This is a genomic window from Yersinia bercovieri ATCC 43970, from assembly GCF_013282745.1.
Lineage (GTDB): Bacteria > Pseudomonadota > Gammaproteobacteria > Enterobacterales > Enterobacteriaceae > Yersinia > Yersinia bercovieri.
Genome location: NZ_CP054044.1, coordinates 110,820 through 135,177 on the forward strand (window position 1 = coordinate 110,820; position 24,358 = coordinate 135,177).

Below are 24,358 nucleotides of genomic sequence, written 5' to 3' on the forward strand. Positions count from 1 at the left end.
GACAAATTTGCTGGGAGCAAATTTGAACGCTGCTTGCAGCGGCCTCGCAGAGGCGAGGCCCAAGGATGGGCCGAGTAAATGAGAGCAGCTAACACCGCTGCAGCGCCAAGGAAGAAGGGAAAAAATGAAGCGACGGCCCTCCACACAGCTAACAAAAATAATCTTACTGGTGAGCTTCCTCATTCTGTTCGGCCGCTTATTGTATGCCGCAGTCGCGTCTATCTCTCATCATCAGGAGCGACGTGAAGCGCAGCGGGTCGAGCTGTCGGTGGAGGGTGAGCCACCTGGCCCCCACGAGAGCGATCTCAGCCCCTAGATATCAGTTAACCTATCCCGAGTCACTCAGCGGCTCGGGCAAGCGAATAACCCTGCAATTTCAAGCACCAAGGGTAATATATACTATGCCAGCACCAATCATACCTGCGCCACTTTCCGCCACTATAAAGAACAAAACGAAAAATAAAACAAAGAAACTGGCAGAGATCCGCAACCGGATACTTTCTCTGTTACTGAATAATAAAGCGCTGGTTGACGGTATTCTTGGCCGTCAGGATGAGCGCGAAAAGCTCAGTGATGAGCAGTTATCAGCACAAACCTTAGAGATCAAAACGCTGCTTGATGATCTACACGCAGCGGACCTTGCCGACCTGCTCGAAGCTCTCCCCAACGACGAACGTTTGGCCTTGTGGCGCTTAGTCAAAAATGAGAAGCGCGGTCAAACCTTAGTTGAAGTCTCGGAGACGGTGTGGGACACCCTGATCAAAGAGATGAGCGATAAAGACCTGCTGAAAGCGATGCGCACCTTACATGTCGATGAGCAGGCTTATCTGGCGGAGTATCTGCCGCGTAACCTGATGGGTCGGCTACTCACCTCACTAGACCCCGACCAGCGCGCCCGTGTGCGGGAAGTTATTCAGTATGGCCGTGACACTGTTGGCCAGATGATGGATTTCGAGCTGGTTACCGTGCGCGCAGACGTGACCCTGGCGACGGTGCACCGCTATTTGCGCTATCGGCGCAGCATTCCCGACGCCACAGATAAAATCTTTGTTATTGACCGCAAGAATACCTTACTCGGCGAACTACCACTGACCGCCATCCTGCTCAACGCACCTGACACCAAGGTGTTTGAGGTGATGGAGAGTAATCCAACCACCTTCCAACCCGAGCAGAAAGCGGAAGATGCGGCGGGCGCGTTTGAACGTTATGACTTAATCAGTGCTGCGGTGATTGATGCCAAAGGCAAACTGATGGGCCGTCTGACCATCGAAGAGATAGTCGACGTGGTCAATGAAGAGAGTGATACCACCTTAAGACGGATGGGGGGCTTAAGCCCGGAAGAGGATGTGTTCTCCCCGGTCGGCCGCGCGGTGCGCACCCGCTGGTCATGGCTGGCGATCAACCTCTGTACCGCGTTTGTGGCCTCACGCGTTATCGGCTTATTTGAAGATACTATTTCGCAATTAGTGGCGCTGGCGGCATTAATGCCCATCGTGGCCGGCATTGGCGGTAACACCGGCAATCAGACCATCACCATGATTGTCCGCGCGCTGGCCCTGCATCATATTCAGCAGGGCAATGTGACCTTCCTGATGTTCAGAGAGTTGGGGGTGGCACTGATTAATGGTCTGGTCTGGGGCGGTATTATGGGGGTGGTCACTTATCTACTCTATGGCGACCCGGCCATGGGCGGCGTCATGACTTTGGCAATGATGCTGAACCTATTAATGGCGGCATTGATGGGGGTGATTATCCCAATGACCATGGCCCGATTAGGCCGTGATCCGGCAATTGGCTCCAGTGTGATGATCACCGCCATCACTGATACTGGCGGCTTTTTCATCTTCCTGGGGTTAGCCACCCTATTTTTAGTTTAGATATTATTAGAATTAAGCAATAAATTGAGCATGAGACAAAACGAACAACACTCGGCACTGCTCATCTATACTAAACTTTTGAATATGACCGTATTTTAACTGCGGTATATTTTTTATGTGATGAGGCCTTCTCATCATAACCAGCACACTGGCAAGCAAAATAAGGCACTCTATGGATCTCAGCGCGGCCGAACAACCGGCACCTGACAATAAAACCATTCTGCACATCACTCTGGTCAGCATAGTGGTGTTTTTGCTTGCACTCTTTTGTATCCAACTCTCTGAGCGATCAGAGAATCTGGCCCCATTGTGGTTCCCAACCGCCCTACTGATGGTGGCCCTATTCCACCACCCGACACGCTACTGGTGGTGGCAACTATCCTCTGCGGGGCTATGTATTGTTGCCGCCAACTTTATTTTATATGGCGTCAGTTGGTTCCCGCTGCCGCTTACCTTGATCAATCTGGCAGAATCGGCAGCCGGCGCGTGGCTGTTGCGGCGATTCCTGCAACCGAAAGACCCACTCAATAGCCTGTTCAGTTGGCTCAAGTTCTCGATTTGCACGGTGATTGTAGTGCCACTGATGAGCGGGCTGGCAGCAGCCTGGTATCTCGCCCCCGATAACGGCAGCTTTGGGCAGGTGTTCACGGTGTGGTTTATGTCCGAAGCCATCGGCATGTTGGCTCTCGGCCCGGTCGGGCTGCTCTATCGCCGTGGCTACTTTAATATCGCGACCAAATCTAAAGCGCTGTTTGATATGATGTGGATGATAATTCTATCGCTATCTGTCTGCTATATCGGTCTGCTTTACCTGCCCTTCCCGTTCACCTTTGTCATTATGTCGCTGATTTGGGTCGCAATTCGCCTGCCGCGCTTTGAGACATTTACCATCTGTTTTCTGGCCACCTTGCTGATTGCACTGATGATCAATTTCAACCTGTTTACCCTGCAGGCGGATACCAAAATGTTGGTGCAGGCATTCTCCTTTATTCCTCTGTTGATGGTGCTAATCCCGCCTCACGCCATGGCGATGGTGATGCACGCCTTCCGCATGGAGAAAGAGCATATCATTGAGAGTGAAAACCGCTTTCGTAACGCCATGGAGTATTCGGCTATCGGCATGGCGCTGGTGTCACCGGAAGGGCAATGGATGCAGGTCAATCAGGCGTTGTGCCGGTTGCTGGGTTACAGCCAGGAGACCTTACTCACCCTGACGTTCCAGCAAATCACCCATCCGGAAGATCTCTCCGCTGACCTGAAATTGCTCGATGACCTATATCATGACCGCATCCCCAGCTACTCGATGGAAAAGCGCTATATCCGCAGTGATGGCGAGGTGGTGTGGGCGCTACTGGTGGTCAGTGTGGTGCGGGATCATCAGCAACAACCGCTCTATTACATCTCCCAGGTCGAAGATATCAATGACCTGAAAAAGAGCGAGATCATTAACCGCCGCCTGATGGAGCGCATTACGCTGGCTAATGAAGCGGGCGGCATTGGCATCTGGGAACTGGATCTGAAAAAACAGTTAATCAGTTGGGATAAGCGGATGTATGAGCTTTATCATATCCCGCTACATACCCCGGTTGACGATAAAGTTTGGCGCAGACACGTGCATCCGGAAGATCTCAACCGGGTTAATCGCGAATACAGCGCGGCCCTCAAGCAGCGCCAGCCCTATCGTCTGGAGTTCCGGCTGCTACTGCCCAACGGTGAGATTGTCCATCTGCGCAATCAGGCCAATATGGTGTGTGATAAGCACGGCAATATTCTGCGCCTGATTGGCACCACACTGGATATGACCGAGATCAGAAACCTGACGGAAGCGCTGCACGAAGAGAAAGAGCGGCTGCATATCACGCTAGACTCCATCGGCGAAGCGGTGGTCTGTACCGATCAGGAGATGAAGATCACCTTTATGAACCCGGTCGCCGAGAAAATGACCGGCTGGGCCAACACCATCGCCCTGGGCCAGCCGGTCAACCATATCATCAAGCTGACCAATGGTGTGGAGGGGCCAGAAATTACCGACCCAATCGCCCACTGTCTCAACCATCGCTCTAACTCTTCGCTCAATGAATCGATAGTGTTACATCATCGCGATGGGCAGTATTACGACATTCAGGAGTCGGTCGCGCCGCTGAAAACCCTGGAAGGTGAGGTGGTCGGGGCGGTGATGGTGTTCCAGGATGTCGGCGAGTCGCGCGCCATGATGCGCAAACTGAGCCACAGTGCCTCCCACGACAATCTGACCGGCCTGCCAAACCGCGCCAATTTTGAAAATAAGCTGAAGGCGGCCATTCAGGTCAGTGTTGAGCTAAACCAGCAACATGCGCTGGCGTTCCTCGATTTAGACTATTTTAAGGCCATCAACGACACCGCAGGGCATCCGGCGGGGGATGCATTACTGAAAGAGATCAGCCAGTTAATGCGCCAGCACTTGCGCAATAGTGATTGTGTCGCGCGCCTCGGCGGGGATGAGTTCGGTCTATTGATGCTCAATTGCACCCTGCCCCACGCCAAAGCTATCACCCAAAGTCTGGTCTCCACTATCAATGGCTACCAATTCTACTGGGAGAATAAGCTCTATCGTATTGGTGCCAGCGCCGGAGTGACCCAAATCAGCAGTAGCAACAACCAGCGCAGTGAGATTATGGCGCAGGCCGATATCGCCTGTTATACCGCCAAACACAGTGGTCGCGGTCAGGTGTTCCTCTATCAACCACGACAAAAACAGCTGTTGGCACGCCAGCACGACTTGCTGAGCAGAGAGGATGTTGAAACTATCCTCAGTGACAGCCAACTGACACTGCAACTGACGCCAACTGCTCCGCCTAAAACGCCATTGTCAGTCTGCTTTTATCAGGTCAGTTTTATTGTCAATCGGCCAGAAAACATCAATGTCAGCGAGGCCGCATTTCAGGAGGCCGCGCTGCTGTATGGTTTACTGCCGCAAGTTGACGGCTGGGTGTGCGAGCAACTGTTAGTGGCGCAAGCCGAGGCGATCAACCGCAAAGGGCTGGCACTGGCGATTCCACTCTCAGAAACTGCGCTGCTCAAAGAGGAGTTTCGTCAGTCACTGCTGACCCTGGTGCAGCAGACCCCATTGCCACCCCACAGTTTGTACTGGATGGTCGACGAATCCACCTTGCTGCAATATCCATTTGCGATTGGTAACTTCCTCGCCAAGCTGCAACAGCTGGGCTGCCAGCTAATCGTCAAGGAGTTTGGTCATAATCTAAATGACTTTGAGCTGCTGGCTGAGCACACCATCAACTACCTTAAGTTCAACAGTGACTTAATTGCCCATATTCATATCAATCAAATGGATGAGGTGCTGGTCTCCATCATCAACGGCACGGCGCAACGGGCCAATATCGCCACACTGGCAGGCCCCGCCGAATTACCGCAGATCCTCAATAAGCTGATCGTGATTGGCGTCGATTTAGCTGACGGCGAGACTATTGGCCGCACGCAGCCGCTATCTGAGGTGCTGAACAGCGGCTATTTCGCGGCTAAATAATTTCAGTCGCGGGCGTTACTTTTGACCTCCTTCATCGCCATCGACCGCGCCGCAGCGAATATTTTTATTCCTTAGGCGCAGCGCCGCTGCTCAGGATAAAAAAATCCCTGCTTTGACGATTGCTCCGCTGCTCACTCTGGGGTAAAGTCGGCCCCTTTTATTTGGGGGGAGCAATAATGTTCATTGGATTTGACTACGGCACAGCAAACTGCTCGGTTGCCGTGATGCGGGGCGATGCTCCCGAATTGCTGACACTGGAAAATAGTGACGTCTATCTGCCCTCCATGTTGTGTGCGCCGACCCGGGAAGCGGTCAGTGAGTGCCTGCACCGCCACTGGCAAGTGCCAACGGGCAGTGACGAAAACCAGCAACTGTTGCGCCGGGCCATGGCGTTTAACCGCGAAGAGGATATTCCGGTCACCGCAGACAGCCTGATGTTCGGCCTGTCAGCACTGGCGCAATATATTGAAGACCCAGAAGAAGTTTACTTTGTAAAATCCCCTAAATCCTTCCTTGGCGCCAATGGCCTAAAGCCGCAGCAGCTGGCGCTGTTTGAGGATTTGGTCTGCGCCATGATGTTCCATATTAAGCGGCAGGCAGAGTCAGTGCTAGCTGCAGAAATCAGCCAAACGGTGATTGGTCGCCCGGTCAACTTTCAGGGTTCCGGTGGCGAAGAGGCCAACCGTCAGGCCGAGGGCATCTTGCTACGCGCCGCGCAACGGGCCGGTTTTCGCGATATCGCCTTTCAGTTTGAGCCGGTGGCGGCGGGGCTGGATTTTGAAGCCACACTGACCACAGAGAAAACCGTGCTGGTGGTGGATATCGGCGGCGGCACCACTGACTGCTCGGTGCTGCTGATGGGGCCGAAATGGCAGGGAGTGGCAGACCGCCAGCAGAGCCTGCTGGGCCACAGTGGCTGCCGCGTCGGCGGTAACGATCTGGATATCATGCTCGCGTTTAAACAGCTGATGCCGCTGTTTGGCATGGGGAGCGAAACCGAAAAAGGCATTGCCATGCCGTCACTGCCCTACTGGAATGCGGTTGCCACCAATGATGTTCCGGCACAGAGCGACTTCTACAGCATCGCCAATGGCCGCTTCCTGCGGGATCTGATCCGCGACGCCGCCAACCCGCAGCAAGTGGAGCGCCTGCTGAAAGTCTATCAACAGCGCCTGAGCTACCGCATCGTGCGCGCCGCAGAAGAGAGCAAAATTGCGCTCTCCGAGCAGGGGCAGGTCGCCGCCGCGCTGAGTTTTGTCCAGCCGGAACTGGGGCAGACTATCAGCCAGCAGCAGTTGGCCGAGGCTATTTCTCAGCCGCTGCAACGGATCCAGGAACAAGTCAGCCTGGCGCTCGCCACCAGCCACATCACCCCAGATGTGATCTACCTGACCGGCGGCAGCGCCCGCTCCCCATTACTGCGCGCCGCCTTGCAGCAGCAACTACCGGGAATTCCGCTGGTGGGGGGAAATGACTTTGGCTCGGTAACCGCCGGGTTAGCCCGCTGGGCGCAGACGCTCTATCGGTAAGCAGATTTTTCTGCTTAGGCCCAGCGATTGGATAGACGCAACGCGACTATCCAATCTTGGCGCAAGGCGTGGTGTTGGGTCGCCCCCCAACGACAGCCCCCTCACCAACTTAACTCGTGAACGAATCTATACACTATTTTCATATTTCCTCCATTTTTATCCGGTAAATCCCCGCTAAACTAGTAACATATCCAAAAACTGACTTATGCATCTATATTGCAACTGCAGATAACCAGAAAATCAAAAGGAATGCTCCGCCATCATGAAAGCTCAATCTAAACGCACCTCCCGGTTACTGATGTTATTGGGGGCAGTGGTGGCGATTATTGTTGCTCTATTGGTTTGGCGTCACTTCAGTGCCACCGCTGAAAGCCGTGCGCCGGGAGCGCAACCCGCCAGCAGCAGCCCCGCGCGGGCCGGGGGGCGGCGTAATATGCCGCTGTCACCAGTACAGACCGCCACCGCCAGCGAGCAAACTGTGCCGCGCTACCTCAGCGGATTAGGCACCGTGATAGCCGCCAATACTGTCACCGTCACCAGCCGTGTTGATGGTCAGTTAATGGCGATCCACTTTACCGAGGGTCAGCAGGTCAAGGCCGGTGAGCTACTAGCCGAGATCGACCCGCGCCCTTATCAGGTGCAACTGACCCAAGCACAGGGGCAGTTGGCCAAAGATCAGGCCACCCTCGATAATGCGCGCCGTGATCTGGCCCGCTACCAGAAATTGGTCAAAACCGGAGTGATTTCACAGCAAGAGCTGGACACCCAGGCGGCCCTGGTGCGCCAAAGTGAGGGCAGCGTGAAAGCCGATCAGGGCGCGATTGATAGTGCTGAGCTGCAACTGACCTATAGCCGCATCACCGCGCCAATTTCCGGCAAAGTGGGGCTAAAACAGGTGGATGTCGGCAACTTTATCACCAGTGGCACCGCCACACCGATTGTGGTGATCACCCAGACACATCCGGTTGATGTACTCTTTACTCTGCCGGAGAGTGATATTCCGGCCATTATGCAGGCGCAGAAAAATGCGGCCAAAACTAACAGTACCGTGCCAGTGGAGGCCTGGGATCGCACCAACAAACAGCTGTTGGCGCAGGGCTATCTGCTGAGCATGGATAACCAGATTGATACCACCACCGGCACTATTAAGCTGAAAGCGCGTTTCGCCAATGAAGATGATGCGCTGTTCCCGAATCAGTTTGTCAATGCCCGCATCAAGGTCGATTTGCTGCAAAATGCGGTGGTCGTCCCCACCGCTGCGGTGCAGATGGGCAGCGAAGGTAGCTTTGTCTGGACACTCAATGACGAAAATAGGGTCAGCAAACATCTGGTCACCACCGGCATTCAGGATAGCAAACAGGTGGTAATCAGCTCCGGCCTGAATGCTGGTCAGCGGGTGGTCACCGACGGCATCGACCGCCTGACCGAGGGTGTGCAGGTTGAAGTGGTCACGCCGCGCTCCGCCGCGACAGAGCAAAGCGATGCCGCCGCGCCAACAGAACAAACCGGCACCCGCACCGGCAGAAAACATGGCGCTAATGCGCAAGCCGGCCAAACCACTCCGGCGGAGAAGTCCTGATGCAAGTGATGCCCCCAACACCCGGTGGTGGCCCCTCACGGCTGTTTATCCTGCGCCCGGTCGCCACCACCCTGTTTATGGTCGCCATTCTGCTAGCCGGGATCCTCGGCTACCGCGCCCTGCCGGTCTCCGCCCTGCCGGAGGTGGATTACCCCACCATTCAGGTGGTGACACTCTATCCCGGCGCCAGCCCGGATGTGGTGACCTCCTCTATCACCGCGCCACTGGAGCGCCAGTTTGGTCAGATGTCCGGCCTGAAACAGATGGCGTCGCAAAGCTCTGGCGGCGCGTCAGTTATCACTTTGCAATTCCAGCTCGCCCTGCCGCTCGATGTGGCAGAGCAGGAGGTGCAAGCGGCGATTAACTCCGCCACGAATCTGCTGCCAGGTGATCTGCCCTATCCGCCGATTTACAGCAAAGTGAATCCGGCTGATCCGCCAATTATGACACTGGCGGTCACCTCCACGGCGATACCGATGACTCAGGTGGAGGACATGGTGGAGACCCGCATTGCGCAGAAGATTTCGCAAGTCACCGGTGTCGGTCTGGTCACCATCTCGGGTGGTCAGCGCCCTGCGGTGCGGGTGAAGCTGAATGCGCCCGCCGTCGCCGCCCTTGGGCTGGATAGCGAAACCATCCGCACCGCCATCAGCAATGCCAATGTCAACTCCGCCAAAGGGAGTCTGGATGGGCCAACCCGCTCGGTAACCCTGTCGGCCAATGATCAGATGAAATCCGCCGAGGATTATCGTGATCTGGTCATCGCCTACCAAAATGGCGCGCCAATCCGCTTGCGGGATGTCGCCACCATTGAGCAGGGGGCGGAGAATAACAAGCTGGCCGCCTGGGCCAATAACCAGCAGGCGATTGTGCTGAATATCCAGCGCCAGCCGGGGGTTAACGTGATAGCCACCGCCGACAGTATCCGCCAGATGCTGCCGGAGCTAATTAAGAGTCTGCCCAAGTCGGTGGAGGTCAACATCCTGACCGACCGCACCACCACCATCCGCGCCTCAGTCAGTGACGTGCAGTTTGAGTTGCTGCTGTCGATTGCCCTGGTGGTGATGGTTATCTACCTGTTCCTGCGCAATGCCGCCGCCACTGTGATCCCCAGTATCGCGGTGCCGCTGTCACTGATCGGCACCTTTGCGGCGATGTATTTCCTCGGTTTTTCCATCAATAATTTGACCCTGATGGCGCTAACCATCGCCACCGGTTTTGTGGTGGATGACGCCATTGTGGTGATTGAGAATATCTCGCGCTATATCGAAAAGGGCGAGAAACCGCTGGATGCGGCGCTAAAAGGGGCGGGAGAGATTGGTTTCACCATTATCTCACTGACCTTCTCATTGATTGCGGTGTTGATTCCGCTGCTGTTTATGGGCGATATCGTCGGCCGGCTGTTCCGCGAGTTTGCCGTCACCCTGGCGGTGGCGATCCTGATTTCAGCGGTGGTCTCCCTGACCCTTACCCCAATGATGTGCGCGCGGATGCTCAGTTATGAGTCACTGCGCAAGCAAAATAGGCTGTCACGCGCTAGTGAGAAATTCTTCGATTGGGTGATCGCCCATTATGCCGTGGCGCTAAAAAAAGTGCTGAAGCATCAATGGATAACCTTGGGTGTTGCCGTGAGCACGCTGCTGCTGACGGTGCTGCTTTATTTGCTGATGCCCAAAGGCTTTTTCCCCTTGCAGGACAACGGGCTGATTCAGGGCACACTAGAAGCGCCGCAATCGGTGTCATTTAGCAATATGGCGGAGCGCCAGCAGCAGGTGGCCGCTATCATCCTCAAAGATCCGGCGGTGGAGAGTCTGACCTCATTTGTCGGTGTCGATGGCACCAATGCCACCCTCAACAGTGGCCGATTGCAGATTAACCTTAAGCCACTGGCTGAGCGCGCCGACCGCATCCCGCAGGTGATAGCCCGCTTGCAGCAGAGTGTCGCCAGCATTCCGGGCATCAAACTCTATTTACAGCCAGTGCAAGATTTAACCATCGATACCCAACTGAGCCGCACGCAGTATCAGTTCACGCTACAGGCCACCTCGCTCGAAGAGCTGAGCACCTGGGTGCCGAAGCTGATTAGCGAGTTGCAGCAGCAAGCGCCCTTCCAGGATGTGACCAGCGACTGGCAGGATCAGGGGCTAGTGGCCTTTGTCAATGTGGACCGAGACAGCGCCAGCCGTTTGGGGATCACCATGGCCGCCATCGACAATGCACTATATAACGCCTTTGGTCAGCGCTTGATCTCCACCATCTATACCCAGGCCAATCAGTATCGGGTAGTGCTGGAGCATGACGTGCAAGCCGCGCCGGGGCTGGCGGCTTTCAATGATATCCGCCTAACCGGCAGTGACGGCAAAGGGGTGCCGCTAAGCAGTATTGCCACCATTGAGGAGCGCTTTGGGCCGCTGTCGATCAACCATTTGAATCAGTTCCCGTCAGCCACCATCTCCTTCAATCTGGCCCAGGGCTACTCCCTCGGCGAGGCGGTGGCCGCAGTGACGCAAGCTGAGCAGGCCATTCAGCTGCCCGCCGATATCACCACCCGCTTCCAAGGCTCGACGCTGGCATTTCAGGCCGCCCTCGGCAGCACCTTGTGGCTGATTATCGCCGCCATTGTGGCGATGTATATCGTGCTCGGTGTGTTGTACGAAAGTTTTATTCACCCGGTGACTATCTTATCCACCCTGCCGACCGCTGGGGTCGGGGCGTTGCTGGCGCTGATGTTGACCGGCCATGAGCTGGATGTGATCGCCATCATCGGAATAATTCTGCTGATCGGCATCGTCAAAAAGAATGCGATCATGATGATCGACTTTGCGCTCGCCGCCGAGCGGGATCAGGGCATGACCCCTTATGATGCTATCTATCAGGCCTGTTTGCTGCGTTTCCGCCCCATTCTGATGACCACACTGGCCGCGCTGTTCGGTGCCTTGCCCCTGATGCTCAGTACCGGGGCCGGGGCCGAATTGCGCCAGCCGCTGGGGGTCTGTATGGTCGGCGGGTTGATTGTCAGCCAAATATTGACCCTGTTTACCACCCCGGTTATCTATCTGCTGTTCGATAGAGTGGCGCGCAATACCCATCATCACGAAGATATGGATTCAGCTACATTACCCGATGGGCGGGAGCTGCCGTGAAATTCTTTGCTCTGTTCATCCAGCGCCCGGTGGCGACCACCCTGCTGACACTGGCTATCACCCTGAGTGGCATTATCGGTTTTAGTTTACTGCCGGTATCGCCGCTGCCGCAGGTCGATTATCCGGTGATTATGGTCAGTGCCTCGATGCCCGGAGCTGATCCGGAAACCATGGCGTCATCCATCGCCACGCCGCTGGAGCGCGCTCTGGGAAGAATTTCCGGAGTCAATGAGATGACCTCGACCAGTTCACTGGGCAGCACGCGGATCATTTTACAATTTGATCTCAACCGCGATATTAATGGCGCTGCCCGCGATGTGCAGGCGGCGCTGAATGCCGCGCAAAGCTTGCTGCCGACCGGCATGCCGAACCGCCCGACCTACTACAAGATGAACCCGTCGGATGCCCCCATCATGATCATGACGCTGACCTCAGACACCTTCACTCAGGGCCAGCTGTATGACTTCGCCTCTACCAAACTGGCGCAGAAAATCGCCCAGACTGAGGGCGTCAGTGATGTGAGTGTCGGTGGTAGCTCGCTGCCTGCGGTGCGGGTGGAGCTGAACCCTAGCGCACTATTTAATCAGGGGGTCTCACTTGATGCGGTGCGCCAGGCCATCACTGCCGCCAATGTGCGCCGCCCGCAAGGCTCTGTCGATAGCCACGAGCAGCACTGGCAAGTTCAGGCCAATGATGAGATCAAAACCGCCGAGGGTTATCGCCCACTAATCATTCATTACAATAATGGGTCGCCAGTGCGATTGCAGGATGTCGCCAACGTGGTGGACTCAGTTCAGGATGTGCGCAACGCCGGGATGTCCGATGGCAAATCGGCGGTGCTGCTGGTGATCAGCCGCGAACCGGGGGCGAATATTATCGCCACGGTAGACCGGATCCGCGCGGAGCTACCCGCCCTGCGTGCCTCGATCCCGGCCTCAATTGAGTTAAAAATTGCGCAAGATCGCTCGCCAACTATCCGCGCCTCACTAGAGGAGGTGGAGCGCTCACTGATCATCGCGGTGGCGCTGGTAATTCTGGTGGTGTTCCTGTTTCTGCGATCAGGACGCGCCACACTGATCCCCGCGGTTGCCGTGCCGGTCTCACTGATCGGCACCTTTACCGCCATGTATCTGTGCGGTTTTAGTCTCAATAACCTGTCACTGATGGCGCTGACCATCGCCACCGGCTTTGTGGTCGATGATGCCATTGTGGTGCTGGAGAATATCTCCCGCCATCTGGAGGCGGGGGTGAAACCGATGGTGGCCGCCCTACGCGGGGTGCGCGAAGTCGGATTTACCGTGCTGTCGATGAGTATCTCTCTAGTGGCGGTGTTTATCCCCCTGCTGCTGATGGAGGGGCTGCCGGGCCGACTGTTCCGCGAGTTTGCCATTACGTTGTCAGTGGCGATCGGCATCTCGCTGGTCATCTCCCTGACCCTGACCCCGATGATGTGCGCCCACTTGCTGCGCGCGCAGCCGGCGGGTCAGCAACCCCGGATCCGTGGTTTTGGTAAAGTGCTACTGGCGATCCAGCGGGGTTATGGCCGCTCACTCAACTGGGTGCTGGGCCATACACGCTGGGTGATGGTTGTGCTGCTTTCCACTATTGCGCTGAATGTCTGGCTCTATATCAGCATCCCGAAAACCTTTTTCCCTGAGCAGGATACCGGCCGCATGATGGGCTTTATTCAGGCGGATCAGAGCATCTCTTTCCAGGCGATGCAGCAAAAACTGAAAAATTTCATGAAGATCATCAATGATGATCCGGCGGTCGATAATGTCACCGGTTTTACTGGCGGTTCACGCACCAACAGCGGCTCAATGTTTATCTCGCTCAAACCGCTGAGTGAACGCGGCGAAAGCGCCCAGCAAATTATCACCCGCTTGCGGGCCAAATTAGCCAAAGAGCCGGGCGCCAGTCTGTTTCTGGCCCCGGTGCAAGATATCCGCGTTGGCGGGCGGCAAGCCAATGCCAGCTACCAATTTACCCTGCTGGCCGACGATCTGACCGCACTGCGTGAGTGGGAACCCAAAGTGCGGGCCGCGCTGGCGAAGCTGCCGGAGCTGGCGGATGTTAACTCCGACCAGCAAGATAAAGGCGCTGAGATTGCGCTCACTTATGACCGTGAAACTATGGCGCGGCTGGGGATTGATGTCTCCGATGCTAATGCCCTGCTGAACAATGCCTTTGGTCAGCGGCAGATCTCCACCATTTATCAGCCGTTAAACCAATACAAGGTGGTGATGGAAGTCGCGCCACAATACACGCAGGATGTGAGTTCGCTGGACAAAATGTTTGTTATTAATAGCAGCGGCCAATCCATTCCGCTCTCCTATTTCGCCAAGTGGCAACCTGCCAATGCGCCACTGGCGGTCAATCATCAGGGACTTTCTGCCGCTTCGACCATCTCGTTTAACTTACCGGAGGGTGGCAGTTTATCTGCGGCGACTGCGGCCGTTGAGCGGGCGATGACCGAACTTGGCGTGCCCGCTAGCGTGCGCGGGACATTTACCGGCACCGCGCAGGTATTCCAGGAGACGCTGAAATCTCAGCTATGGCTGATTATGGCCGCCATCGCCACGGTCTATATCGTGCTCGGCATCCTGTATGAGAGCTATGTTCACCCGCTGACTATCTTGTCAACACTGCCCTCCGCCGGTGTCGGGGCGCTGCTGGCGCTGGAGTTGTTCAATGCGCCCTTTAGCCTTATCGCCCTGATTGGCATTATGTTGTTGATTGGTATCGTGAAAAAGAACGCCATTATGATGGTGGACTTCGCCCTTGATGCACAGCGTAATGGCAATATCAGCGCCCGCGATGCTATTTTCCAGGCCAGTTTGCTGCGTTTCAGGCCAATTCTGATGACCACACTGGCGGCCCTGTTCGGCGCACTGCCACTGGTTCTCGGCAGTGGCGATGGGGCGGAGTTGCGCCAGCCGCTGGGGATCACCATTGTCGGCGGGTTAGTGGTGAGCCAACTGCTCACCCTCTACACCACGCCGGTGGTCTACCTCTACTTTGACCGGCTGCGCAGCCGTTTTAGCAAACAGCCGCTCATGAGGCTGGAGTAGTCTGTCATCTGGCCCACCGCCCCAGCAAACCGATAGAGATAGGTGAAAAATGAGGATCGGCATTACCGGAAAACTGTTTATGGCGATATTTGCCACCTGCATATTAGTGCTGATCACCATGCATTGGGGCGTGAGAGCCAGCTTCGAGCGCGGTTTTATTGATTACATCAAGCAGAGTAATGAGCAGCGGATCAGCATGTTAGGCAATGCGCTGGAGGTGCAGTATCAGCAACATGGCAACTGGGATTTCCTGCGCAATAATGATCAGCTGATTTATCAGATCATGCGCTCATTCGAACAGAGTGGTGATAACAGCCGCAGTATGCCCCCACATGGCTGGCGCGCCCAATTTTGGGTTGTCGATCAGCACAATAATCTGTTGGCCGGGCGCAGTGACCGGGTGCCAAAAGAGGCCAGCCGCCAGGCTATCACCGTGAATAAACAGGTGGTGGGCTGGGTGATGTCGACACCATCGGAAAAACTGACCCGCAATGCCGATATCAACTTTGATCTGCAACAGCGCCGCACCAGTTGGATGATTGTCGGCCTCTCGACCCTACTGGCGGCGGCCGCCACCTGGCTATTATCGCGCGGCATGTTGGCACCGGTAAAACGGTTGGTGGAGGGCACCCATCGGCTAGCCGCCGGTGATTTCAGCACCCGCGTGGCTGTTAGCAGCCGTGATGAGCTAGGCCGTCTGGCACAGGACTTTAACCAGCTCGCCAGTTCGCTGGAGAAAAATGAGCAGATGCGGCGCGATTTCATGGCCGATGTCTCCCATGAATTGCGCACCCCACTGGCGGTATTGCGCGGTGAGCTGGAGGCCCTGCAAGATGGCGTGCGCCAACCGACACCTGAATCCTTGATTTCGCTGCAAGCTGAGGTCGGCATACTCACCAAGCTGGTCAATGACCTGCATCAATTGTCGCTCTCAGATCACGGCGCACTGGCCTACCGCAAAACCCAGTTGGATGCCGTGCGGCTGCTACAGATTGCCGTTGCCAGCTTCCATGGCCGCTTCCAAAGCAAAAATATCACCGTGATGGCTAATCTGCCGGAGCAGGGGGTTATCTTTGGCGATCCCGACCGCCTGAATCAGCTGTTCCACAATTTGCTGGAGAACAGTTTGCGCTATACCAATGAGGGCGGGCGGCTAGAGATCACCGCACAACTCGATGACGATACCTTAACGCTACACTGGCAGGACAGTAAACCGGGCCTGAGTGACGAACAGTTGCAGCGTATTTTTGAGCGTTTTTATCGCACCGAAAGTTCGCGTAACCGCGCCAGTGGCGGATCGGGGCTGGGCCTGGCAATTTGTCACAATATTGTCGAGGCCCATGGGGGGAAAATCAGCGCGGCACATTCACCTTTAGGGGGGCTGCGGATTACGGTACTATTTCCCCTCTTCCACTCCATAGGGTAACTCATGGTAATGCACGAGCCGCTTCAGTCTGCCAGCCAGTCTGGCTGCGTATTGATTGTTGAAGATGAACCTAAACTCGGCCAATTATTGGTCGATTATCTACAAGCGGCGGGTTACAGCACCCAGTGGATCACCAATGGCGCAGAGGTCGTGGCCGCCGTGCGCCAGGCCCCACCGGCGATGATATTGCTGGATTTAATGCTACCGGGCAGCGATGGCATCACCATTTGCCGGGAAATTCGCCGTTTCTCCGATGTGCCCATCATGATGGTCACGGCAAAAACCGAGGAGATCGACCGCTTACTGGGGCTGGAGATCGGTGCTGATGACTATATCTGCAAACCCTATAGCCCACGGGAGGTGGTGGCGCGGGTTAAAACCATTCTGCGCCGCTGCCAACAACAGCGCGAACAGCCCAGTGAGAGTGCGCCGCTGCTGATTGATGAGTCGCGCTTTCAGGCCAGTTATCAGGGTCACTTACTGGAGCTGACGCCGGCAGAGTTTCGCCTGCTGAAAATACTGGCAACACAGCCGGGACATGTGTTTAGCCGCGAACAGCTGCTCAATAATCTCTATGACGACTATCGTGTGGTGACTGACCGCACTATCGACAGTCATATCAAAAATCTGCGGCGCAAACTGGAAGCGCTCGATGGCGAGAAGCCTTTTATCCGCGCGGTTTATGGCATGGGGTATCGTTGGGAAGCAGAGATCTGTCGTTTACTGTAATTTCATCGCGACAGAAGATCTATTAATGTTGGTGGTGCATGGCGCATTGACCTCACTTTCGGTCAACGTTGACTACACTCAGTAGAGTTATCACAACCAACAGGAGAAACACTATGGCCATGGGTCACTATGAGATTAAAAAGGCAAAGAATGGGCAATACCATTTCAATCTGAAAGCCAGCAATGGTGAAATTATTCTCTCCAGTGAGATGTATGCCAGTAAAGCCTCCGCAGAGAACGGCATCGCATCAGTACAGAGTAACTCGCCACTAGAGAGCCAGTACGAGTCTAAACGTAATGTCAAAAACGAGCCATATTTCGTTTTGAAAGCGAAGAACCATCAAGTTATTGGTGTCAGCGAAGCCTACAGTTCCGAAGCTGCCGCTAAAAATGGCATTGCCTCAGTGATGAAAAATGGCCCGACAGCAACAATAAAAGATTTGACGCTGTAACTTTTAACTTTTACCTCTCCCTGCGCGGGCTACCTTACCGCGCATTTTATTGATTTAGCATCAATAATCAACGATGATTATATTAACCCATCGCCATGTGATTAATTTTAACTATTGAGTTAATTTAACGCTTATAAATTTATCTCCACCATAGAGATCATATATAACCTGCTGCGGCATACTGTCAGCAAAAATATTGCTAACAGTGAGTTGATCTAAATCATTTAAACCTTACAAAAATTGTGCAAGGGCTGATTTTCACGATGGGCAAGGTTACAATCCCCGGCTTTTAGCCACCCCTGCGGGCGTGGTTCTGACTTGAACTCAGACTGAGAGCCAACAATATGTCGTCATCAGCACTATCCTCTAATGCACCTTTTACACCGGAACTGCTATCCCCTGCCGGTACACTTAAAAATATGCGCTATGCCTTTGCTTACGGCGCGGATGCGGTTTATGCCGGTCAGCCGCGTTACAGCTTGCGGGTGCGTAATAATGAATTCAATCACGAGAATCTGGCATTAGGTATTGAGGAAGCCCATGCACTTGGCAAACGCTTCTATGTGGTGGTGAATATTGCCCCCCACAACTCCAAACTGAAAACCTTCCTGCGTGATTTGAAACCGGTGATCGATATGGGGCCAGATGCGCTGATTATGTCTGATCCCGGCTTGATTATGCTGGTGCGGGAAGCATTTCCAGCGATGGATATCCATCTGTCAGTGCAAGCTAACGCCGTCAACTGGGCGACCGTCAAATTCTGGCAGCAGATGGGCTTGACCCGGGTGATCCTCTCCCGTGAGTTATCACTGGACGAGATTGCAGAAATCCGCGCGCAAGTCCCTGACATGGAACTGGAAGTGTTTGTCCACGGCGCACTGTGCATGGCCTATTCAGGTCGCTGCCTGCTCTCCGGCTATATCAATAAGCGCGATCCAAATCAGGGCACCTGCACCAATGCTTGCCGCTGGGAATATAACGTTCAGGAAGGCAAAGAGGACGATATCGGCAATATTGTGCATATTCATCAGCCTATCGCGGTGAAGAGTGTCGAGCCAACTCTGGGTATCGGCGCCCCCACCGACAAAGTGTTTATGCTAGAAGAAGCGCAGCGCCCGGGGGAGTATATGACCGCCTCAGAAGATGAGCACGGCACTTACATCATGAACTCAAAAGACCTGCGGGCTATCCAGCATGTGGAGCGGTTGACCCAATTGGGTGTGCATTCGCTGAAAATTGAGGGCCGAACCAAATCGTTCTACTATTGCGCCCGCACCGCGCAGGTCTATCGCCGCGCCATTGATGATGCTGTCGCGGGTAAACCTTTCGATCCCACACTATTGACCACACTAGAAGGTCTGGCACACCGCGGCTATACCGAGGGCTTCCTACGCCGTCACGTGCATGAAGATCAACAAACTTACGACTACGGTTATTCGGTTTCAGAGCGCCAACAATTTGTCGGTGAGTTTACTGCTGTACGCCGTGATGGCCTGGCTGAAGTGGTGGTCAAAAACAAATTTTCGGTCGGTGACAGTGTTGAGCTGATGACGCCAAACGGCAATATCCAGTTCACCCTTGAGAGCATGCAGGATAAAAAAGGCCAAGCGGCGGATATTGCTCCGGGTAATGGGCATATCATGTATTTGCCTATCCCGGCTGATATTGATGTGGAATATGGCTTACTGATCCGTAATCTGAACGGAACAAATAGCCGTAATCCCCATGAAAAAGCGTAACGTAAAACAATAAAAAATATTGCCATCGCTAAGGTGGCATTTTTAGCAAATATTAGAATTAGATCACATCAATTATAATGGCGGAGGGGTAGTATAGCTCGAGTACAATCAAGAACTAAAAAAGTTTTAAAACAAGACTAGGAACCACCTCCTTGGCTAGCCCAATCTCCCTTGGGCTGGCCTTTTCTTTTTGATGTCTATCTATATGATTAAAAAGGATTTTTCTTGTTTTTTATTATTAGCAACCCTTGTTAAGCTATTAACTAATAATAAGAAAATCCTGTTGTCATCAATAATCTCACCTCAAATAATAATTATTCCAGTTAGCTTCATATTCTAGTAAAAATAAAATCCACCCCTATTAAACCTAACAATCATTAATAAATTCAATTATTCTTTAAATAATCTGATATACCCAAATCATTGGTGATGCAGCTAGGCATCAAGGATGAAGGGTATATACTCGCTATTACAGAATTGATCCGGAGCAAGCTATGACCCCAACGCCGTGTGCCCTTCTCGTCTTGAACGGTAAAGAATCAGGTAATCTTGATGTTCGCAATGCCGTCAAAAACCTACGTGAGGAGGGTGTCACAATTCATGTTCGGGTCACCTGGGAGCAAGGTGATGCGAAACGTTATGTCGCAGAAGCCGCTGTTCTGGGTGTTGATGTCGTGATTGCTGGCGGCGGGGATGGCACTCTGAATGAGGTCACGACCGCATTAATGGCAATAGCTGCCGAAAATCGGCCCGATTTAGGTATCCTGCCACTCGGCACCGCCAACGATTTTGCCACCAGCTGCAACATTCCCCTGCAAATAGAGAACGCATTGCAATTAGCGGTTAAAGGCCGCGCCGTGACCATTGATATCGCGCAGGTGAATAGCGAGCACTATTTTATCAATATGGCGACGGGTGGCTTTGGGACTCGAATCACCACTGAAACCCCCGAAAAACTCAAAGCAGTACTGGGCGGAGCTTCCTATTTTATTCATGGCCTGATGCGCATGGATGCGATTAAAGCAGACAGCTGTGAAATCCATGGGCCTGAGTTCAACTGGGCGGGTGATGCATTGGTGATAGGAATAGGTAATGGCAGACAAGCTGGCGGCGGACAGCCTCTCTGTCCTGATGCACTGATTAATGATGGCCTGCTGCAATTGCGGTTATTGACTGCCGAAGAGCTGCTCCCTGCCCTGTTGACCAGTCTATTCAGCGGCGAGAAAAATAAAAATGTGGTTGAGGCCAATCTGACCTGGCTGGAAATTACTGCGCCGCACGACATCATCTTCAATCTGGACGGTGAACCATTGTCCGGCAAACATTTCCGCATTGAAATCGTTCCCAATGCCATCCAGTGCCGCTTACCCCCTAATTGTGAGCTGCTCGGCTAAATATCACTTCGTGGGTTAATCATACTTAACCCATGATTTTATTATCTTTTTAATCTATTTCCACTCCCATTTCGTTCCCACTCCCCCCCATGCTGGCGAAGCTTCAGTCACTGTTAACGTATTCAATTCACACCAAAACCTTTCATTTCAATCCGATTTTCTTTTATTTTTAATCTTCACTTTGAAAGATTTATCTTTCAAAGTGTGATCTATATGCGATAAATAGATCTGAAAAATGCTTATGGTAGTACCCATGGCGATAGACAAGATACTGAGGTTCACTCTAACACCCCAGCATTTTGAAACCATTTTAATATGTGGTCTTTAAAATTTCTTTTCATAACAAAACCTTATAACAAAGGTTTATAAAAACAGCCATAACGTCGATTACAGGAGAAAAAGAATGATTGAACTTATAACCCATGGAGCCGAGTGGTTTATCGGACTCTTCCAAAAAGGGGGAGAAGTTTTTGTTGGCATGGTCACCGGGATCTTACCTTTATTAATCAGTTTGTTAGTTATCATGAATGCCCTGATCAAGTTTGTTGGTCAGGATAGAATCGAACGATTGGCACAACGTTGCGCGGGCAACCCCGTTTCCCGCTATCTGCTGCTGCCACTGATCGGGACCTTTGTATTCTGTAACCCGATGACCTTGAGTCTCGGACGTTTTATGCCAGAAAAATATAAACCAAGTTATTACGCAGCTGCCTCTTACAGCTGTCACTCAATGAATGGTTTGTTCCCACACATCAACCCAGGTGAGTTGTTCGTCTTCTTAGGCATCGCCAGTGGTTTAACCACACTGGGCTTGCCACTAGGCCCACTCGCAGTGAGTTACTTCCTGGTTGGCTTGTTCACCAACTTCTTCCGTGGCTGGGTGACTGATCTGACGACCTCCATTTTCGAACGCAAAATGGGCATCCGTCTGGACCGTAACGTACAACTTTAATATGTAAATTAAATACATACTGTGTGGAGCAGATCATGAGTGAATTTATCCGGATTGAAAAAGGCGAAGGCGGTTGGGGTGGCCCATTAGTGCTGCCCATCGTCCCCGGTAAGAAAATTGTTTATATCACGGCAGGAACTCGCCCGGCGATTATTGACCGTATTAGTGAACTGACCGGCTGGGAAGCGGTTGATGGATTTAAAGAAGGTGAACCACCAGCAGAAGAGATCGCGGTCGCCATTATTGACTGCGGTGGCACCCTGCGCTGCGGCCTGTATCCCAAACGCCGTATTCCAACCGTCAACATCCATTCAACCGGTCAATCCGGCCCGATGGCGCAATACATACTGGAAGATATTTATGTTTCCGGGGTGCGTGAAAAAAATATCCAGAAAATCAGCGGAGCTGACCAGGCAACAGCAGCCGTAGTGAACACCGAATCCGCAGCTGCGGTGGCAGCCAAAGGTGGGCGTGATTACGACACCAGCAAGAAAATCACCGAGCAGAGTGACGGATTGTTGGCGAAAGTGGGTATGGGCATGGGCTCTGTCGTGGCGGTGTTCTTCCAGTCAGGCCGCGACACCATTGATACCGTGCTGAAAACTATCCTGCCGTTTATGGCCTTCGTTTCAGCCTTAATCGGCATCATCATGGCATCTGGTTTGGGTGATTTTATTGCCCACGGCTTAACTCCACTGGCTAGCAGCCCGATAGGGTTAGTGCTCCTGGCGCTGATCTGCTCCTTCCCGCTGCTGTCCCCATTCTTAGGCCCAGGGGCGGTTATTGCCCAGGTTATTGGCGTATTAGTTGGGGTACAAATTGGTTTGGGGAATATCCCACCACAATTAGCCCTGCCAGCGTTATTTGCGATAAATGCTCAGGCAGCCTGTGACTTTATCCCTGTTGGTCTCTCTCTGGCTGAAGCGAAGCAAGATACCGTGCGGGTTGGCGTCCCATCAGTACTGGTTGGTCGCTTCCTCACCGGCGCACCAACGGTATTGATTGCCTGGGCAGTATCGGCCTTTATCTATCAGTAAGAGTTATCGAATCGATAAGAGCATCACCTAAAGATTTCTGTAATACATTCAACGGTTAAGGATGTACGTATGAATACTATTTATCAGACAACCATTACCACTATCGGCGACAGCGCCCGCGAGGCGCTGCTTGATGACATGCTCATCACCTTCCGCGAGGGGGCACCCAAAGATATTGAAGAGTTCTGTTTTATCCACCAGCACAGTACCACTGATGGGGAGTTACAGGCAGGCAACATTATGGAACTGGCACAGCTGCGCTACATCATCACTGCGGTTGGCGAGGTGGCAACTCAAAATCTGCGGGAGTTGGGCCACGTCACCATCCGTTTCAATGGTGATCAGCAGCCCGAGTTCCCCGGCTCCATCCATGTGAATGGCCCGACCCCCAGTGATATTCCTGTTGGTAGCTCACTGAAATTTATTCGTTAATTTATTTATTAATTTATATCCGACGTTATTGGCGTTGCAGCGAGTGACAAATCGGTCAAACCGATTTGAACAGCATTTATGCTAGCCCGCAGGGTGAGCCTCAAAAAGGCTCATTAATCCCGATGAGCTGACATCAGTCAGTGATTCGGGTGAAAGAGTGCCGCTAACACAGCTGCAGCTTCAAGTACGAAGGATAATGGAGGTGTATATGTCACAACAAGTAGCAGTAGTGATTGGTGGTGGGCAAACTCTGGGCGCATTCTTGTGTCAGGGGCTTGCTGAAGCAGGTTATAAAGTGGCGGTGGCTGATTTAAATTCAGATAATGCACAGTTGGTGGCCGACCAGATTAATGCAGAGTATGGCGCAGACACTGCCCGTGGTTTTCAGGTTGATGCCACCAATGAAAGCAGTGTGGAGATGCTGGCAAAAGCCGTCGATCAGCGCTTCCATCAAGCAGATTTATTGGTTTACAGTGCGGGCATTGCCAAAGCCGCGCCGATTACAGATTTCCCGCTGGATGATTTTGACCGCTCATTACAGGTGAATCTGGTGGGCTACTTCTTATGCGCCCGTGAGTTCTCTCGGCTGATGATCCGTGATGGTAATGGCGGACGCATTATCCAAATCAATTCTAAATCGGGTAAAGTGGGCAGCAAACACAACTCCGGTTACAGTGCCGCGAAGTTTGGCGGTGTGGGGCTGACGCAATCACTGGCATTGGACTTGGCTGATTACGGTATTACCGTGCATTCATTGATGTTAGGGAATTTACTCAAATCACCGATGTTCCAATCACTTTTACCACAGTACGCCGCTAAGTTGGGCATTAAGGCAGAAGAAGTTGAGAAGTACTATACCGATAAAGTGCCGCTAAAACGTGGCTGTGATTATCAAGATGTGCTAAATACCCTGCTGTTCTACGCCAGTGATAAAGCCGCCTATTGCACCGGCCAATCGATAAATATTACCGGCGGGCAGGTGATGTTTTAAAGTAGCCAACACCCGGGTCACTGACTCGCACCAGTGATTCGGGTAACCCATCTGACATATGAATGAGAGCAGCTAACACCGCTGCAGCGCCAAGGGAGAAGAGTAAATGACACCTACATCTGCACTAATCAGTGTTGTCATCATCGCCTGGGTCCTACAAATCTTGCTGGGTTGGTGGCAAATTAATCAATTTAATCGTGCTTTTGATCGCCTGTGTCAGCACAGTAAATCGGTAGGGGTTGGCCGCTCTGGTGGGCGTTTTAAGCCCAGAGTGGTGATGGCTTTAGCTTTTGATGAGAATATGCGGGTCAGCGACAGCATGATCATGCGTGGAATCAGTGTGTTTGCCCGCCCACGCCCATTAACTCACCTCCATGGGTTACATCAGCAGGATTTAATTCCAAATGTGATCTTTCCTACGGATACCGCATGTCAAACTGCACTATCGTTAGCGATTAAACCGAAATCATGATATTTTCATAAT

The 24,358-nt window shown here is 53.1% G+C and carries 17 protein-coding genes; all 17 read left to right on the top strand.

The features are described 5' to 3' along the window. The first annotated feature begins 124 nt into the window (after positions 1-124). A complete protein-coding gene (locus tag HRK25_RS00625; protein WP_032897460.1) occupies positions 125-316 on the top strand; it encodes a YfgG family protein in 192 nt (63 codons plus the stop codon). Positions 317-401: 85 nt separating this feature from the next. Next, complete coding sequence (mgtE, locus tag HRK25_RS00630) at positions 402-1,877, top strand: magnesium transporter (RefSeq protein WP_005273245.1); 1,476 nt, start codon at positions 402-404, stop codon at positions 1,875-1,877. Positions 1,878-2,049: 172 nt separating this feature from the next. After that, on the top strand, positions 2,050-5,400 hold the full coding sequence (locus tag HRK25_RS00635; RefSeq protein WP_005273241.1) for a diguanylate cyclase: 3,351 nt from the start codon (positions 2,050-2,052) through the stop codon (positions 5,398-5,400). 176 nt (positions 5,401-5,576) lie between these two features. Further along, positions 5,577-6,929 carry a molecular chaperone gene (yegD, locus tag HRK25_RS00640; protein WP_005273237.1) on the top strand — a complete coding sequence of 451 codons (1,353 nt, stop codon included), beginning with the start codon at positions 5,577-5,579 and terminating at the stop codon, positions 6,927-6,929. Positions 6,930-7,191: 262 nt separating this feature from the next. Continuing rightward, the gene (locus tag HRK25_RS00645; RefSeq protein WP_032897458.1) at positions 7,192-8,508 is read left to right on the top strand and encodes an MdtA/MuxA family multidrug efflux RND transporter periplasmic adaptor subunit; all 1,317 of its coding nucleotides are present in this window, start codon (positions 7,192-7,194) and stop codon (positions 8,506-8,508) included. Continuing rightward, positions 8,508-11,651 (top strand): MdtB/MuxB family multidrug efflux RND transporter permease subunit, encoded by a 3,144-nt coding sequence (locus HRK25_RS00650; RefSeq protein WP_005273232.1) that lies wholly within the window; start codon positions 8,508-8,510, stop codon positions 11,649-11,651. Before HRK25_RS00645 ends, HRK25_RS00650 begins: the two co-directional genes overlap by 1 nt. Then, complete coding sequence (mdtC, locus tag HRK25_RS00655; RefSeq protein WP_032897456.1) at positions 11,648-14,722, top strand: multidrug efflux RND transporter permease subunit MdtC; 3,075 nt, start codon at positions 11,648-11,650, stop codon at positions 14,720-14,722. The genes HRK25_RS00650 and mdtC overlap by 4 nt, the downstream gene beginning before the upstream one ends. A gap of 49 nt (positions 14,723-14,771) precedes the next feature. Continuing rightward, positions 14,772-16,148, top strand: a complete 1,377-nt coding sequence (gene baeS / locus HRK25_RS00660) for an envelope stress sensor histidine kinase BaeS (protein WP_005273227.1) — start codon at positions 14,772-14,774, stop codon at positions 16,146-16,148. 9 nt (positions 16,149-16,157) lie between these two features. Then, positions 16,158-16,877 (top strand): envelope stress response regulator BaeR, encoded by a 720-nt coding sequence (gene baeR / locus HRK25_RS00665; RefSeq protein ID WP_005273226.1) that lies wholly within the window; start codon positions 16,158-16,160, stop codon positions 16,875-16,877. Positions 16,878-16,990: 113 nt separating this feature from the next. Continuing rightward, the gene (locus tag HRK25_RS00670) at positions 16,991-17,329 is read left to right on the top strand and encodes a YegP family protein (RefSeq protein ID WP_005273223.1); all 339 of its coding nucleotides are present in this window, start codon (positions 16,991-16,993) and stop codon (positions 17,327-17,329) included. 419 nt (positions 17,330-17,748) lie between these two features. Continuing rightward, complete coding sequence (gene trhP / locus HRK25_RS00675; RefSeq protein ID WP_420907324.1) at positions 17,749-19,068, top strand: prephenate-dependent tRNA uridine(34) hydroxylase TrhP; 1,320 nt, start codon at positions 17,749-17,751, stop codon at positions 19,066-19,068. A gap of 494 nt (positions 19,069-19,562) precedes the next feature. Next, complete coding sequence (gene yegS / locus HRK25_RS00680) at positions 19,563-20,462, top strand: lipid kinase YegS (RefSeq protein WP_032897454.1); 900 nt, start codon at positions 19,563-19,565, stop codon at positions 20,460-20,462. Positions 20,463-20,865: 403 nt separating this feature from the next. Continuing rightward, positions 20,866-21,414 carry a PTS glucitol/sorbitol transporter subunit IIC gene (gene srlA, locus HRK25_RS00685; RefSeq protein ID WP_004877312.1) on the top strand — a complete coding sequence of 183 codons (549 nt, stop codon included), beginning with the start codon at positions 20,866-20,868 and terminating at the stop codon, positions 21,412-21,414. Positions 21,415-21,449: 35 nt separating this feature from the next. Then, a complete protein-coding gene (gene srlE / locus HRK25_RS00690) occupies positions 21,450-22,451 on the top strand; it encodes a PTS glucitol/sorbitol transporter subunit IIB (RefSeq protein ID WP_032897450.1) in 1,002 nt (333 codons plus the stop codon). Positions 22,452-22,520: 69 nt separating this feature from the next. Next, positions 22,521-22,883 (top strand): PTS glucitol/sorbitol transporter subunit IIA, encoded by a 363-nt coding sequence (gene srlB, locus HRK25_RS00695; RefSeq protein ID WP_005273214.1) that lies wholly within the window; start codon positions 22,521-22,523, stop codon positions 22,881-22,883. 208 nt (positions 22,884-23,091) lie between these two features. Further along, positions 23,092-23,874 carry a sorbitol-6-phosphate dehydrogenase gene (srlD, locus tag HRK25_RS00700; protein WP_032897448.1) on the top strand — a complete coding sequence of 261 codons (783 nt, stop codon included), beginning with the start codon at positions 23,092-23,094 and terminating at the stop codon, positions 23,872-23,874. A gap of 106 nt (positions 23,875-23,980) precedes the next feature. Beyond that, positions 23,981-24,346: a transcriptional regulator GutM gene (gene gutM, locus HRK25_RS00705; RefSeq protein WP_032897446.1), complete on the top strand. Its 366-nt coding sequence runs from the start codon at positions 23,981-23,983 to the stop codon at positions 24,344-24,346. The last annotated feature ends 12 nt before the right edge of the window (positions 24,347-24,358 follow it).